We start from the raw sequence: 13,886 nt of genomic DNA, 5'->3' as shown, positions 1-13,886 counted from the left end.
TATATCAGCCCTATGAAAGCTTCACAATTTTTTACGGCAAACAAAAAAGCCACCTTGCGGTGGCTTTAGTAAACAGCACTAATTTCTACATTAGAAATTATACGTTAAAGCGGAAGTGGATAACGTCACCATCTTTAACAATGTAGTCTTTACCTTCAAGACGCCATTTACCTGCATCTTTAGCACCTTGTTCGCCGTTAAACTCCACAAAGTGGTCGTAGCTCACGATTTCGGCGCGAATAAAGCCTTTTTCGAAGTCGGTGTGGATTTTACCCGCGGCTTGTGGCGCTGTTGAACCTTCTGGGAAGGTCCAAGCGCGCACTTCTTTAACACCGGCAGTAAAGTAGGTTTGAAGCGTTAGCAAGTTATAACCGGCACGAATTACACGGTTAAGACCAGGTTCTTCTAAGCCCATGTCCTGCATGAATTCTTCGCGCTCGTCATCTTCAAGCTCTGCAATATCAGACTCAATAGATGCACAAACTGCTACTACCGTAGCATTCTCGCCTGCTGCAATTTCTTTTACCTGGTCAAGGTACGGGTTGTTTTCAAAGCCGTCTTCATTCACGTTAGCAATGTACATGGTTGGCTTAAGGGTAAGCATGTTCATGTAGCTGATTGCCGCCAGTTCTTCTTTACTAAGCTCAAGTGAACGAAGTAATAAGCCTTCATCTAGGTGCGGCTTAATCTTTTCAAGCACTTTCATTTCGTACTTAGCATCAGCGTCGCCGCCTTTAGCGCGTTTTGCTACACGGTGAAGTGCTTTTTCTGTGGTTTCTAAATCAGATAGCGCAAGCTCGGTGTTAATAACGTCGATGTCATCTTTAGGGCTAACGCGACCTGCAACGTGAACAATGTTTTCATCGTCGAAGCAGCGTACTACGTGACCAATAGCGTCGGTTTCACGAATGTTCGCTAGGAATTTATTACCTAAGCCTTCACCTTTAGATGCGCCTTCTACCAAACCCGCAATATCAACGAATTCCATGGTAGTGGGAATAACGCGCTGTGGGTTTACGATTTCAGCCAACTTGTCCAAACGAAGATCTGGCACAGGTACTACGCCTGTGTTTGGCTCGATGGTACAGAAAGGGAAGTTGGCCGCTTCGATACCTGCTTTTGTTAATGCATTGAAAAGTGTTGATTTACCTACGTTTGGTAGGCCAACAATACCGCATTTAAAACCCATGGTATGGATCCTTAGTTTGGAAAAGTGAAAACTGGCTAGGTTTACCCTTTGTGAGAGTGCAACCTGTTTTGTGCTTGCTTAAGGTCTTCTTTCAGCAAAATTTCTGTACAGCGTACCGCTTCATCAACGGCGCTTTCAATAGCTGCCTTTTCATCTGCTGGTGGCTTACCAAGAACATGGCCGGTTACTCGGCTTTTATGACCTGGATGACCAATACCTATGCGCAAACGCAAAAAATTCTTGTTGTTACCCATTTTAGCCACAATGTCACGTACGCCGTTTTGACTAGAACTTCCACCCACTTTGTATTTTGCTACGCCGGGGGGCAAATCTAATTCGTCAAATGCTACTAATATTTGTTCTGGTTCTATACGGTAAAAATTAGCCAGTGCTGCTACGGCTTGTCCACTCTTATTCATAAACGTAGTGGGGTAGAGCAAGCGGACATCTTTGCCAGCAATAGTAATGCGAGCAGTCTTACCGAAGAATTTGGTTTCTGGTTTTAGCGGGGCGTTATAGGTGTCGGCAAGTTGGTTGAGAAACCATTCACCGGCATTGTGTCGGGTATTTTCATATTCGGGGCCTGGATTACCCAGGCCCACGATTAGGCGGATATCAGCCAAGAGGATTATTCCTCTGAAGCTGCTTCTTCGCCGTCTTCTTCTGTATCAGCCGCTTTAGGAGCAGGCTTAACAGTCACAACTGCTAGGTCGTGAGCTTCGTCGTTCTTAGCAAGTTCTACTGAAGAAACGCCAGCTGGAAGTGTTAGGTCAGAAAGGTGTAGCGTTTGACCCATTTCAACAGCAGCCATATCTACTTCGATGAACTCTGGAAGGTTCTTAGGCTGACAAGTAACTTCAATTTCAGTTACGTGGTGCTCAGCAATACCGCCAGCTTTAACAGCAGCAGAAGCTTCTTCATTTACGAAGTGAATTGGAACGTTAGTGTGAACGTCTTGACCAGCGATAACACGTTGGAAGTCAATGTGCATGATCTTTGGCTTGTACGGGTGACGCTGCATGTCTTTAACTAGAACTTCAACAACTTTACCGTCAAGGTTTAGTTCAAGAACGTGAGAGTAAAACGCTTCAAAGTCAGCAGAGTTGTTTACTTTGTTGTGATCTAGAGTGATAGAAACTGGTGCTTCTTCACCACCGTAGATGATACCAGGAAGCTTATCTTCGCGACGTAGGCGGCGGCTCGCACCTTTCCCTAGGTCTGTACGAACAGAAGCATCTAGTTTGAAATTTGCTTCAGACATTGTCTGTCTCCAAAAAATATAAGTCTAATGATGTGGATTTTTGCGACCAAAACCCACTGTAATTCGATGTTTATCGCGTTTGAAAATACATTCTTACGCACAATAAACCATCAGCCCAAAATTCAAGGGCGGCGAATTCTAACACCACCCACTACAACATACAATTGCCAACGCAGATAAAAATAGAAGCGAAAAGTATAAAACGACGTTGCCAATATTAAAAACGCGCCGAAGCGCGCTTTTATTCTATCAAGAACAGCAAAGTCAGGTTTCTATCCGGCGTTATTCCAATAACAGGCTACTTGCCTAGCACGAAACACGTCTATTTCGTTTGCAGGTTATCAATGACTTTGCTGGTATCAAGCACCTTAACGCTTGATACTTGAAGTACAGTACCAAATTGGGTGAAGGTCATCAGATCGGGCTTAGGTGTACCTTTAACTTCCACAACAAGGCCATTTTTTTGATAAGTTTCATCTAATCCATGTAGGGTGTAACGATCGCCATTCTCTGCAATAAATGCATAAAAACCGCCTTCTAGGTCTTTATATATAATGCTGCCTTTCATAGAAACTTCACCTTTTACGTTTTCTTCAACGGCCTCAGCTTGTGTGACAGGCTCGGCAACCAGTTCTTTAGGCATTGATTCAGCTTTTATGTCCATTTGTTTTTCTTTATCTACCATGGTGACGTCCTTATTGGCTTCTTCTTCAGAGCAAGCTACAAGTGTAAGTGCAGAAGTAAACATAATTGCGAGTTTAAGGCGGTGTGTTTTCATTCTTATATTCCTCTATTTAATAAAAGTAGGGTTTTATCGTTAGCTTTCAATTCGCGCCCAGTTAGAACCAAATCTACAGCAATGCATAACTTTGGCTTTTTACCGATTCAAGCTTTTCTTTGTTTAACAGTCTTCCATGGTGTTTAAGTAATTTCTACAAAAAACGCAGATACCTATATATCTTTTTCATGTTTCAAAAAGTAGAGCGCATTTTTTTGAATAAAAAATATTTTGATTTTTACAAAGGCGCAGCACTTTTACGAAACCGTTAAGAATGTTTTTTTTCACAATAACTGACGGAAAAAATTGTTTTATAAGTCTGCTTAAAACTGCCGTTTATAAGGCGATGGCAACAACTTTTTTATCTAGCGATGTAGCAAAAAAACATAGAACTTTCTTTATCGAAATGGACAGTATAGTTTGAAGTGAAGTTTCAACCCCCGCGCTCTCCCCTATATTATAAAGTGATTGGCACAGAGCCTGCTTTATCAACATCGACTTATGTAATAACAGCGCCCGGGGCTTACTTGTTTAGTCAAAAGGCAATGTATTACGCAGCTAGCATAATTTCCGTAACTTTATTTGGGGATTATCAAAAGCAACGTTTTTAAGGAGAGAAAATGAAGCACTTAACTAAAATTTTTGCAGTATCGAGTTTGGCACTAGCGGCAACTGCATGCGATGTTAACAAAACTGAAGAGGGTGAAATGCCTGATGTTGACGTTGAGTCTGGTGAACTGCCTGAATATGAAGTAAAGAAAACCGATGATGGACAAATGCCAGACGTTGATGTTGAAGGTGGCGAAATGCCTGAATATGACGTTGATACGATGGACGTTGACGTAAAAACGAAGACTAAAGAAGTTGAAGTACCTGTTGTTGACGTGGATATGCCAGAAGACGACGAAGAAGACGAAACGGGTAACTAAACAAAACTTCCCGTAAAAGAAGCGAGTGAAACAGTGCTTATTTATATCACTGTTTCACTCGTTTTTTAGTTTGAATTAGTATTCAAACATCGCTGAAATAGATTCTTCGTTGCTAATGCGACGAATGGTTTCAGCAAGCATCTCAGAAAGAGTAAGCTGTTTTACCTTTCCGATTTGCTTCATATCCGCACTTAATGGAATCGAGTCGGTAACGATAATCTCGTCAATAACAGACTCTTTAAGGTTGTTTGCAGCGTTACCCGAAAAAATAGCGTGAGTAGCGTAAGCATAAACACGGCGAGCACCATGTGCTTTAAGTGCTTCTGCTGCTTTTGCAAGCGTACCGCCTGTATCAATCATGTCATCAACGATGATGCAGTCTCTATCTTTAACATCACCAATAATGTTCATTACCTGAGCCACGTTCGCTTTAGGGCGACGTTTATCGATAATAGCAAGGTCGGTGTCGTTAAGTAGTTTCGCAGTAGCACGTGCACGAACAACACCGCCAATGTCAGGAGAAACGACAACCGGGTCGGCAAAGTCACGTCTTACCATGTCAGCAAGAAGGATAGGAGTACCGAAAGCGTTGTCCACCGGAACATCAAAGAAACCTTGAATCTGTTCGGCGTGTAGGTCGATAGTAAGAACGCGGTCAACACCAACGTTAGACAGGAAGTCAGCCACTACTTTCGCAGTAATTGGCACCCTAGCTGAACGAACACGACGGTCTTGGCGTGCATAACCAAAGTAAGGAATTACTGCTGTAATACGACCAGCGGATGCTCGACGTAGTGCGTCGATCATCACAATAAGTTCCATAAGGTTATCGTTAGTAGGCGCACACGTAGACTGGATAATAAAAACGTCCGAGCCACGGACGTTTTCATGAATTTCTACGCTAATTTCACCGTCACTGAAACGGCCAACTTTGGCATTTCCAAGTTTGGTATAGAGGCGATCGGCGACTTTCTGGGCAAGTTCTGGTACGGCATTACCTGCAAAGAGCTTCATATCTGGCACAAGTGGTTCCTCAGTGCGTTGATAAAAGAGGTTTGGCTGGGGTAGCAGGACTCGAACCTACGAATGGCGGGATCAAAACCCGCTGCCTTACCAACTTGGCTATACCCCAATTTTTAAGTTCTTGTCCGATGTGGCGTACACGCTATCTTTGTTGTTCTAATTTGTCTAATAGTGGTGAGCGATTCACACCTTTTGCGACAAAACTCTGCCAAGCTTCAGGCATTTGAGCCCTAACTTGTTCGGCTAAAGTGTAGTCAGAAAAAGTGGCAAACACGCATGCACCTGTGCCCGTCATTCGCGACGGTGCGTAGTGTACCAACCACTGTAATAATTTTGCAACTTCAGGATAGCGATTCGCGACTAATTGCTGACAATCATTCCAAGTTTTTTCAAATTTATAGTCTTCCCAACGCATCGCTGGTGTATTTCTGGGCAAATCCGGCGAGGTAAAAACTTCGGCTGTGCTGACATGCACGTTAGGGTTTGCGACAAGAAAGTACTGTTCTTTTTGAGGAGCTGGCGTTATGTCTTCTCCAACGCCTCCAGCAAATGCGGTTAGACCTCGCACAAAAATAGGTACATCGGCACCTAAACTTAATCCTAACTCGGCTAGTTCGTTTTCACTTAGCCCTGTATTCCATAAATGATTAAGCGCGACAAGGGTTGTTGCTGCATTTGATGAGCCACCCCCAATGCCGCCACCCATGGGTAGTCGTTTATCAATCGAAATAACAGCACCTTTATTGCACTTAGTTTTTGCTGCCAGCAATCGCGCTGCTTTTACAATTAAATTGTCATCGTCTGGCACACCATCAAGAGATGTTTCCATGCGAATGGCCGTATCACTTGTGCTTACGTCAAAGGCGAGGGCATCGCCGTAATCCAGCATTTGGAATAAACTTTGAAGCTGATGGTAGCCGTTGTCGTATCGACCTAGAATGTGTAAGAACAGGTTAAGTTTAGCGGGGGAAGGCCACCAATCCTTTTGTTGAGAAACAGATGAGTTCACTACAGAGTCCACTGATAAATTTTAATTTTAAGCTGAGTTTTAGGCATGTTCGGTGTTTCATCCTGGGTAAGCGTGATGCTGTGCGGTAGCCATACAGATGTTTCATCTTCTAGCTCAACACTACCATAGTTGCCGTAAGCAACTTGCCAATTGCGGCAACCTTGGCAATAGCTTTCCAAGGTATTAACCAAACCTTTTTCAGTTAGGGTGAATTTGTCACCGTCCAGCGGTAAACCTTTTACCCAAGACAATAGTGATTCCACAGGAATTACCATTCCCGTGATCTGGTAAATAAGTGGTTCTGGTAAGGCATCTACATAGGTTTCGCCGTCAGCCTCTAATACTGACTGGTTTTTGTTCACGTTTAGATTAACTAGACTTACTCCTAAGAAATTAGTTAATCGAAAATCGAAATCGCCGGAATCGTTTTTCCAGACTAAATTAAGACTTGCCGCTTCTTTTCCTTGGCGAAAAGCAATTTTTCCGCGCATTTGCCACTTGTGGACTTCAGCCACTTTTTCGAGTTGCGCGGTAAGGTTTACCGCATTTTCTGGGCCTTTCGGAGCGGTGGTACATGCACTTAATAAAAAGCAAATGGCAAATAATAAGGAAAATAAGCGAATCATTAAGGCAACATACCCGTATAAAAATAAAACACATTTAGTTGTGACATTATGGGAACACAGTTTCACCAACACTTTCAATCATTTTGCGTTTTTCGTACAATGCCGCTCCGACGTTGCCAGCACAGATTTTAATGACTTTACTCGCCCTCGGTATTAACCATAAAACAGCACCAGTAGCACTTCGCGAAAAAGTGGCTTTTACACCAGATTCTCTGGTGGAAGCGCTTGCGAGTTTAAAAAAGCTGGATGGCATAGATGAGTCTGTCATTGTATCCACCTGTAACCGCACCGAACTTTACGTCAATAGCCAGGACGATACGGGTCAAAAGCTTCTACAATGGTTAAGTGATTTTCATCACTTAGACGTAGAAGAGATTGCCAGCAACAGCTATGTGCTCGCGCAGGATGAAGCAGTAAAGCACATTATGCGAGTAGCCAGCGGCCTTGATTCACTCATCTTAGGCGAGCCTCAGATATTAGGGCAGGTGAAGCAGGCGTTTGGTGATGCAAAACATTCAGGGATGGTGAGCAGCGAATTTGACAAGCTGTTTCAACATACCTTTTCAGTGGCGAAGCGCGTTCGCAGTGAAACTGATATAGGGGCAAACGCAGTTAGCGTAGCCTATGCAGCAGTGCAATTAGCCAAGCATATTTTTGCTGAATTACCTAAGCGTTCAGTGCTACTAGTAGGCGCTGGTGAAACTATTGAATTGGTTGCACAGCATTTGAAAGAGCAGGGGGTAAGCTGCTTAGCCGTTGCAAACAGGACGGTGGCTAGAGCAGAAGCCTTAGCCGAAACACTGGATGCGAGCGTGTTTACCTTGTCACAAGTACCAGAGCACTTAAAAGATTTTGATATCGTGATAAGCTCTACCGCTAGCCAACTGCCCTTAATTGGCAAAGGTATGGTGGAAAAAGCGCTTAAACAGCGTAGAAACATGCCTATGTTTTTGGTCGACTTGGCAGTACCGCGAGATATAGAGTCAGAAGTAAACGAGCTAGGTGATGCCTATCTTTATACTGTCGATGACTTACAGCACATTGTTCAAAAGAATTTAGAAAACCGCGAGCAAGCTGCAAAAGAAGCGGAAAAGCTTATCGACAAGCAAGCTGGCGACTATATGACATGGAAACAGTCGCAGCAATCTATAGATTTAGTAAGACAGTATCGCCAGAAAGGCATGGCGCAGCGTGACGATATTGTGGAAAAAGCCAAAGCGCAACTAGCGGAAGGTAAGAATGCCGAAGCGGTATTAGAAGAAATGGCGTATAAACTAACCAATACGCTGTTGCATTCAACAACCCTAGCGTTACGCGAAGCTGCCATGCACGATGACCCGGCGTTAAGCCGTTGGATGGGACAGGCATTAGATTTATCTGACTTTTCGTCAGACAATAATAAATAAGGTAATAAGAAGCATATGAAAGAGTCGGTAGTTAGGAAACTCGAACACTTAGTCGAGCGTTTCGAAGAAGTTCAGGCGTTACTCGGTGACCCTGAAGTTATCGGCGATCAGGATAAGTTTCGCAACTTGTCAAAAGAGTTCAGTCAGCTAGAAGATGTAGTCTCTGGCTTTAATGCCTATCAGCAAGCGCAAGAAAACTTAAGCTCAGCACAGGAAATGCTGAACGAAGATGATGCTGAAATGCGTGAAATGGCACAAGAAGAGATGAAAGAAGCTAAGGCAGACATTGAGCGCCTTGAAACTGAGCTTCAGGTATTACTTCTGCCTAAAGATCCAAACGATGACAACAACTGCTTCTTAGAAATTCGCGCAGGTGCTGGTGGCGACGAAGCGGCAATATTTGCAGGCGATTTATTCCGTATGTATAGCCGTTACGCAGAAAGCCGCGGTTGGCGTGTTGAGTTGGTGAATGCCAACGAAAGTGAACACGGTGGCTATAAAGAGGTGGTTGCGAACGTTAGTGGTGATGGCGTTTACGGCGTACTCAAGTTCGAGTCGGGCGGTCACCGCGTACAGCGTGTACCAGAAACCGAATCACAGGGTCGTATTCATACCTCTGCATGTACTGTTGCCGTATTACCTGAGATCCCTGAGTCAGAAGCCATCGAAATCAACCCGGCTGAGCTTCGTATCGATACCTTCCGTGCATCGGGCGCAGGTGGTCAGCACGTTAACAAAACTGACTCTGCTATTCGTATTACTCACTTGCCAACAGGCTTGGTTGTAGAGTGTCAGGACGAACGTTCACAGCACAAAAACCGTGCTAAGGCTATGTCAGTACTTCAAGCGCGTTTAAACCAAATTGAAGAAGAAAAGCGCGCGGCTGAAGAAGCTTCTACCCGTAAGAGCTTAGTAGGCAGTGGTGACCGCTCAGAGCGTATTCGTACTTACAACTTCCCGCAAGGTCGCGTTACCGATCACCGTATCAACCTGACTATCTATCGTTTAGATGAAGTAATAGAAGGGGATCTAAAACAGCTCGTCGATCCGATTTTGCAAGAACATCAGGCTGACTTGTTAGCCTCGCTTTCTGACGAGTAAATTCGTCTTGCAGCAAAAATAGCGTTAAAAAAGATAATGCGCATAGATAGCGCCCTAGCATGGGCTGTTAAACAACTAGAGGGTGGTGAGTCACCCTCTGTTGATGCCAAAGTGATATTGGCAAATATTCTAGGCAAGTCTCAAACTTACCTTTTCACATGGCCAGATAAAACCTTGGATGACACTGAGCAGGCGCAATTTAAAGCTGCAGTGGAAAAAAGAAAACGGGGTGAGCCTGTTGCTTATATTATCGGCAAGCGCGATTTCTGGACTCTATCACTATTTACCTCGCCGGATACGTTAATACCGCGCCCTGATACTGAAGTGCTGGTTGAGCAAGTGCTTAACTGGGCCAATGAACATCTAGCTCATCCTCTATCAATCTGCGACTTAGGAACAGGCACGGGCGCTATTGCTCTGGCGTTAGCAAGCGAATTACCTGAATCATCAGTTACTGGTGTGGACTTCCAGCAGGGAGCGGTAAAACTTGCTACTCGCAATGCACAAGCTAACAACTTAACTAATGCCTGCTTCGTGCAAAGTGACTGGTTTAGTGCACTCAATGGCCAAACTTTCGACATTATTGTTTCAAACCCGCCTTATATCGAAGAAGCCAGCCCATACCTTGATGAAGGCGACGTGCGTTTTGAACCGAAAACAGCGTTAACCTCGGGCCATGATGGCTTAAACGATATAAAACACATCATTAAGAATGCGCCTGAATACCTCAACAAAGGGGCTTTATTAGCCTTTGAACACGGTTTCGATCAAGGAAATGCGGTAAATAAACTGCTCACCAATGCAGGCTTTGTTAAGGTTAAAACAGTCAAAGATTTCGGTAACAACGACCGCGTGACGCTAGGTCAGTGGTGTTAGCTTTTCAATTACTTTGACCTCGCTTAAATTTGGCCGTAACTATTGCTGATTAATTGCTAACTTGCTTATATCTGGTTTTGCATTAGTATTTGTGTAGCATCAAAGAAAACTAAAAAGCGCTAAGCTAAACAACCTCTTACACTACAGGACGTACCAGATGAATGATGACTTTCTTTTCGCAGAAGACGACGATGAAAATGAAGTGGATGATCTGGGTAGCTGGAAAGTACTTATCGTTGATGATGAACCTGAAGTGCACGCCGTTACCAAGTTGGCGCTAAATGACTTTAGCTTAAATGGTAAAACATTAGAGTTCGTAAGTGCCTATAGCGGTGAGGAAGCCAAATCTATTTTTAAAACCCATGACGATATAGCAGTTGTGTTACTAGATGTAGTCATGGAAACCGATGATGCCGGCCTTCAAGTGGCAGACTACATTCGCAACGAACTCGATAATCACTTCACTCGCATTATTTTACGCACCGGTCAACCCGGCCAAGCTCCAGAAAAAGATGTCATCATTAACTACGACATCAATGACTATAAATCTAAAACCGAACTAACTGCACAAAAACTATTCACTGTTATTATTGCTGCACTGCGCTCTTATCGCGATATTATTGTTATAGAAGAAAACAGGTGCGGGCTAGAAAAGATCATTGATGCATCTGTTGATTTGTTTTCTTCACGTTCTCTCGAAAAATTCATGCAGGGCATTATCCAACAGCTGGCCTCGATTTTAGGCTGCTCGAAAGATGCCGCCTATATCACTACTGCGGTTGCCACTACATCGCGAACAATCAATACAAACAATAGTCAGTTGGGCAAAGACGAACTGTATGTGTTTGCAGGAAATGGCCAATACGCCAGCAAAGAAGGCGTGCCGCTAAAAGAGGCGATTAGTGCAGAAGAATATGCACTATGTGCACAGGCAATGCGCGATAAACAGATTGTATATGCAGAAGATCACGTGGTGGCTTACTGCAACAGCAAAACTCACGACGGTGCATTGTTGTATTTGTCGGGCTTGCCCAGAAGAATTGGTGATAATGATCGACATTTGGTAAAACGCTTTTCAGATAGTGTGCAGCTGGCGTTCGATAACGTACTAAAAACCGTTGATGTTGAAGCAACGCAGAAAGAAATTATTGAACGTTTAGGCCGCGCTTTAGAGCATGAATCAAATGCGTCAAAACATCTAACGAGAATGGTTGAGATGGCGCAACTACTGGCAGAAAAAGCAGGGCTTAGTGAACAGGAAGTTGATACTCTGCGCCTTGCTATACCGTTGCATGATATTGGTACCTCTATTGTGCCTAAAGCTATTTTGCAAAAAACAACGTCTTTAACCGAAGAAGAGGTTTTTAAAATACGCCAGCATGCAGAGTTTGGGTATCAAATTTTGCAAGACTCAAGCCGCCCAACGGTTCAGCTTGCCGCCATGTTAGCAAAACAGCATCACGAGCGTTGGGATGGGACAGGTTATCCCGATGGGCTTAAGGGCGAAGAAATAGATATTAAAAGCCGTATTGCCACATTGGTAGATGTGTTTGATGCGCTAATAAACTCGCGACCCTACAAGCCAGCATGGGCAGTTGATAAGGTCGAAGCTGTATTGAAAGAGGAAAGTGGTAAGCACTTCGACCCTGGCCTGGTTCAAATTATGCTGACTGAGCTCCCAGCATTTATAGCGATACAAGCTCAATATCCTGACGCGAAGTGATGCATTTCCCCGTTATTTACGTATTGTAATACGTTACAATAAACGCCTTTAAACAGGCGCCATAAAAATAAGGCAGGAGTAAGCAAATGCATCTGCCTTTAAGATGACAGCTCGTACTTTAAGACGTGAGGCTAAGGTAATTGCATATTGCCTTAGCTCTTGTAGTGAAATACTTATAGCAAAATACCTTAAAGAGAATGACCTCAACTTAGTTGTCTTTCACAGGGTTTTTGATTTTGATATTAAAGATCAAGCAATGCCCAATTAGCACATGTGGTAGAGTAACGAGCAGCAGGCTCATCATCTAATAAAAACAGGAACACACTATGTACATGATGGCAAAACACCTTCATTTAACCGCCGTTGGCTTAAGCATTTTATTCTTTGTCTTTCGGTTTATTTGGAGCCAATTCGACGCAACAGCATTAAGCAAGAAGTGGGTTAAAATCCTCCCTCATATCATTGATACTGTGCTGTTAGCTAGTGCAATTTGGCTATGCTTCATTTTATCTCAATATCCTATTGTCAATGCATGGCTTACATTCAAAGTTATCGGCGTAGTTTTGTACATTGTGTTTGGATTATTTGCATTGAAAAAAGCCAAAACAACCTTGGGCAAATGGAGCTTTTTCGTAGCAGCACTCGTTGTGCTTATGGCAACAGCAATGGTTGCTGTAACCAAACAACCTCTTTTTTAAGATTTAATTGGAAATAAATAATGTCTGAATCAAAACAGATTATTAATGTAGGTAACGTCGAGGTTGCCAATCATTTACCTTTTGTACTGTTCGGCGGGATGAACGTACTCGAGTCTCGTGACCTTGCGATGCGTATTGCCGAGCACTATGTTGAAGTAACACAAAAGCTCAATATCCCTTACGTTTTTAAAGCCTCGTTTGATAAAGCTAACCGTTCATCTGTAACCTCGTACCGCGGCCCTGGTATGGAAGAAGGCTTACGTATTTTTGAAGAGATTAAGTCGACTTTTAACGTTCCTCTTATCACTGATGTACACGAACCGCACCAAGCGGCACCTGTAGCAGAAGTGGTTGATGTTATTCAGTTACCTGCTTTTTTGGCGCGTCAGACCGACCTTGTGGTTGCAATGGCAAAAACAGGTGCCGTAATAAATGTTAAGAAGCCTCAGTTCTTAGCGCCTCACGAAATGCGTCATATTATTGGAAAGCTCGGTGAAGCGGGCAACGATAAGGTTATTCTTTGTGAACGCGGCAGTTGCTTTGGCTACAACAACCTAGTTGTAGATATGCTGGGTATGGACGCAATGAAAGAGTACGCGCCTGTGATATTTGATGCGACTCACGCACTACAGATGCCAGGTGGTCGTGCAACGTCTGCAGATGGTCGACGAGCGCAAGCTGCTCAACTAGCAAGAAGCGGTATGGCATTAGGTTTGGCAGGACTATTTATAGAAGCGCATCCTAACCCTGATGAAGCACTTTGTGATGGGCCTTGTGCATTGCCGTTGGCGAAATTAGAGCCTTATTTGCAACAAATGAAAGCGTTAGACGAGTTAGTGAAAGGTTTTGACGCGTTAGATACAAGCAATACCTAAGCATGTATTGATGGCGTATGCCGGTGCAAGCACCGGCATGCGTATCAGGTGTGTGAGTAGCTTATTCCGCTTCAGAAACGTTTACGCGCTCTTCACCTTTTGCCATTGCTAATAAATTTTTGTGAAGCTGAACTTGCGTCTCTTCAGCTAAAATCGCCTTTGATTGCTTCTTAACAACAATGTGAGCATCGTTTTCTGGCAATACTTCAGCCATTTTTACGCTGGTCATTGCTGTATTGATTAACGATTGTAGATTGATCTTTTCTGGTTGTGCGTTAGCATTTGCAGCAGCGCTTACGAAAGCCATAACAGAAACGCTAGCTAAAAGTAATTTTTTCATTTTCACACCTAATAAAAATAATTAATAAATTGTTGATGAATGTTAAAATGTT

General features: G+C 43.5%; 15 protein-coding genes and 1 tRNA gene. 7 read left to right on the top strand and 9 right to left on the bottom strand.

What is annotated here, in order from left to right:
• Positions 1 to 97: 97 nt before the first annotated feature.
• The 4 genes from ychF to ACXACS_RS14525 form a co-directional block, all read right to left on the bottom strand.
• Entirely contained in the window at positions 98 to 1,189 is a 1,092-nt protein-coding gene (gene ychF / locus ACXACS_RS14540; protein ID WP_118489665.1) for a redox-regulated ATPase YchF, read from the bottom strand.
• A gap of 41 nt (positions 1,190 to 1,230) precedes the next feature.
• Positions 1,231 to 1,812, bottom strand: coding sequence for an aminoacyl-tRNA hydrolase (pth, locus tag ACXACS_RS14535; RefSeq protein WP_025254772.1), 582 nt, complete (start codon positions 1,810 to 1,812; stop codon positions 1,231 to 1,233).
• 5 nt (positions 1,813 to 1,817) lie between these two features.
• On the bottom strand, positions 1,818 to 2,450 hold the full coding sequence (locus ACXACS_RS14530; RefSeq protein WP_474807632.1) for a 50S ribosomal protein L25/general stress protein Ctc: 633 nt from the start codon (positions 2,448 to 2,450) through the stop codon (positions 1,818 to 1,820).
• Between the two features lie 322 nt (positions 2,451 to 2,772).
• On the bottom strand, positions 2,773 to 3,228 hold the full coding sequence (locus tag ACXACS_RS14525) for a ribose-phosphate pyrophosphokinase (RefSeq protein WP_474807630.1): 456 nt from the start codon (positions 3,226 to 3,228) through the stop codon (positions 2,773 to 2,775).
• A gap of 620 nt (positions 3,229 to 3,848) precedes the next feature.
• Between ACXACS_RS14525 and ACXACS_RS14520 the strand changes: the two genes are divergently transcribed.
• Entirely contained in the window at positions 3,849 to 4,157 is a 309-nt protein-coding gene (locus ACXACS_RS14520) for a hypothetical protein (protein ID WP_474807628.1), read from the top strand.
• Between the two features lie 75 nt (positions 4,158 to 4,232).
• Here the strand turns inward: ACXACS_RS14520 and ACXACS_RS14515 are convergent, their stop codons facing one another.
• The 4 genes from ACXACS_RS14515 to lolB all read right to left on the bottom strand — a co-directional run bounded on the left by ACXACS_RS14515 (position 4,233) and on the right by lolB (position 6,815).
• Positions 4,233 to 5,180, bottom strand: a complete 948-nt coding sequence (locus ACXACS_RS14515) for a ribose-phosphate pyrophosphokinase (protein ID WP_012517998.1) — start codon at positions 5,178 to 5,180, stop codon at positions 4,233 to 4,235.
• 33 nt (positions 5,181 to 5,213) lie between these two features.
• A tRNA-Gln gene (locus ACXACS_RS14510) sits at positions 5,214 to 5,289 on the bottom strand.
• 33 nt (positions 5,290 to 5,322) lie between these two features.
• Positions 5,323 to 6,189 (bottom strand): 4-(cytidine 5'-diphospho)-2-C-methyl-D-erythritol kinase, encoded by an 867-nt coding sequence (gene ispE, locus ACXACS_RS14505; RefSeq protein WP_474807626.1) that lies wholly within the window; start codon positions 6,187 to 6,189, stop codon positions 5,323 to 5,325.
• The gene (gene lolB / locus ACXACS_RS14500) at positions 6,189 to 6,815 is read right to left on the bottom strand and encodes a lipoprotein insertase outer membrane protein LolB (protein WP_474807624.1); all 627 of its coding nucleotides are present in this window, start codon (positions 6,813 to 6,815) and stop codon (positions 6,189 to 6,191) included. The genes ispE and lolB overlap by 1 nt, the downstream gene beginning before the upstream one ends.
• 131 nt (positions 6,816 to 6,946) lie before the next feature.
• On the opposite strand from lolB, the gene hemA reads away from it, so the two are divergent.
• The 6 genes from hemA to kdsA all read left to right on the top strand — a co-directional run bounded on the left by hemA (position 6,947) and on the right by kdsA (position 13,494).
• Positions 6,947 to 8,221 carry a glutamyl-tRNA reductase gene (gene hemA, locus ACXACS_RS14495; RefSeq protein WP_474807622.1) on the top strand — a complete coding sequence of 425 codons (1,275 nt, stop codon included), beginning with the start codon at positions 6,947 to 6,949 and terminating at the stop codon, positions 8,219 to 8,221.
• Between the two features lie 15 nt (positions 8,222 to 8,236).
• Positions 8,237 to 9,322: a peptide chain release factor 1 gene (gene prfA / locus ACXACS_RS14490; RefSeq protein ID WP_474807620.1), complete on the top strand. Its 1,086-nt coding sequence runs from the start codon at positions 8,237 to 8,239 to the stop codon at positions 9,320 to 9,322.
• A 36-nt stretch (positions 9,323 to 9,358) separates the two neighbouring features.
• On the top strand, positions 9,359 to 10,198 hold the full coding sequence (gene prmC, locus ACXACS_RS14485; protein ID WP_474807619.1) for a peptide chain release factor N(5)-glutamine methyltransferase: 840 nt from the start codon (positions 9,359 to 9,361) through the stop codon (positions 10,196 to 10,198).
• A 157-nt stretch (positions 10,199 to 10,355) separates the two neighbouring features.
• Entirely contained in the window at positions 10,356 to 11,921 is a 1,566-nt protein-coding gene (locus ACXACS_RS14480) for a DUF3369 domain-containing protein (RefSeq protein ID WP_474807617.1), read from the top strand.
• A 332-nt stretch (positions 11,922 to 12,253) separates the two neighbouring features.
• On the top strand, positions 12,254 to 12,619 hold the full coding sequence (locus ACXACS_RS14475; protein ID WP_474807615.1) for a SirB2 family protein: 366 nt from the start codon (positions 12,254 to 12,256) through the stop codon (positions 12,617 to 12,619).
• Between the two features lie 20 nt (positions 12,620 to 12,639).
• Positions 12,640 to 13,494 (top strand): 3-deoxy-8-phosphooctulonate synthase, encoded by an 855-nt coding sequence (gene kdsA, locus ACXACS_RS14470; protein ID WP_474807613.1) that lies wholly within the window; start codon positions 12,640 to 12,642, stop codon positions 13,492 to 13,494.
• A gap of 61 nt (positions 13,495 to 13,555) precedes the next feature.
• Here kdsA and ACXACS_RS14465 read toward each other — a convergent pair whose 3' ends face one another.
• On the bottom strand, positions 13,556 to 13,834 hold the full coding sequence (locus tag ACXACS_RS14465; RefSeq protein ID WP_474807611.1) for a hypothetical protein: 279 nt from the start codon (positions 13,832 to 13,834) through the stop codon (positions 13,556 to 13,558).
• Between the last annotated feature and the right edge of the window lie 52 nt (positions 13,835 to 13,886).

It is taken from the genome of Alteromonas sp. AWM4_230 (assembly GCF_056158305.1).
This window is presented reverse-complemented; position numbering and strand designations above follow the sequence as displayed.

What these genes read in the sequence shown, in the direction of transcription:
- ACXACS_RS14465 (WP_474807611.1), bottom strand. Translation starts at nt 13,834, where the DNA reads ATGAAAAAATTACTTTTAGCTAGCGTTTCTGTTATGGCTTTCGTAAGC.
- ACXACS_RS14520 (WP_474807628.1), top strand. Translation starts at nt 3,849, where the DNA reads ATGAAGCACTTAACTAAAATTTTTGCAGTATCGAGTTTGGCACTAGCG.
- ACXACS_RS14525 (WP_474807630.1), bottom strand. Translation starts at nt 3,228, where the DNA reads ATGAAAACACACCGCCTTAAACTCGCAATTATGTTTACTTCTGCACTT.
- ACXACS_RS14475 (WP_474807615.1), top strand. Translation starts at nt 12,254, where the DNA reads ATGATGGCAAAACACCTTCATTTAACCGCCGTTGGCTTAAGCATTTTA.
- ACXACS_RS14530 (WP_474807632.1), bottom strand. Translation starts at nt 2,450, where the DNA reads ATGTCTGAAGCAAATTTCAAACTAGATGCTTCTGTTCGTACAGACCTA.
- ACXACS_RS14480 (WP_474807617.1), top strand. Translation starts at nt 10,356, where the DNA reads ATGAATGATGACTTTCTTTTCGCAGAAGACGACGATGAAAATGAAGTG.
- prmC (WP_474807619.1), top strand. Translation starts at nt 9,359, where the DNA reads ATGCGCATAGATAGCGCCCTAGCATGGGCTGTTAAACAACTAGAGGGT.
- hemA (WP_474807622.1), top strand. Translation starts at nt 6,947, where the DNA reads ATGACTTTACTCGCCCTCGGTATTAACCATAAAACAGCACCAGTAGCA.
- lolB (WP_474807624.1), bottom strand. Translation starts at nt 6,815, where the DNA reads ATGATTCGCTTATTTTCCTTATTATTTGCCATTTGCTTTTTATTAAGT.
- prfA (WP_474807620.1), top strand. Translation starts at nt 8,237, where the DNA reads ATGAAAGAGTCGGTAGTTAGGAAACTCGAACACTTAGTCGAGCGTTTC.
- kdsA (WP_474807613.1), top strand. Translation starts at nt 12,640, where the DNA reads ATGTCTGAATCAAAACAGATTATTAATGTAGGTAACGTCGAGGTTGCC.
- ychF (WP_118489665.1), bottom strand. Translation starts at nt 1,189, where the DNA reads ATGGGTTTTAAATGCGGTATTGTTGGCCTACCAAACGTAGGTAAATCA.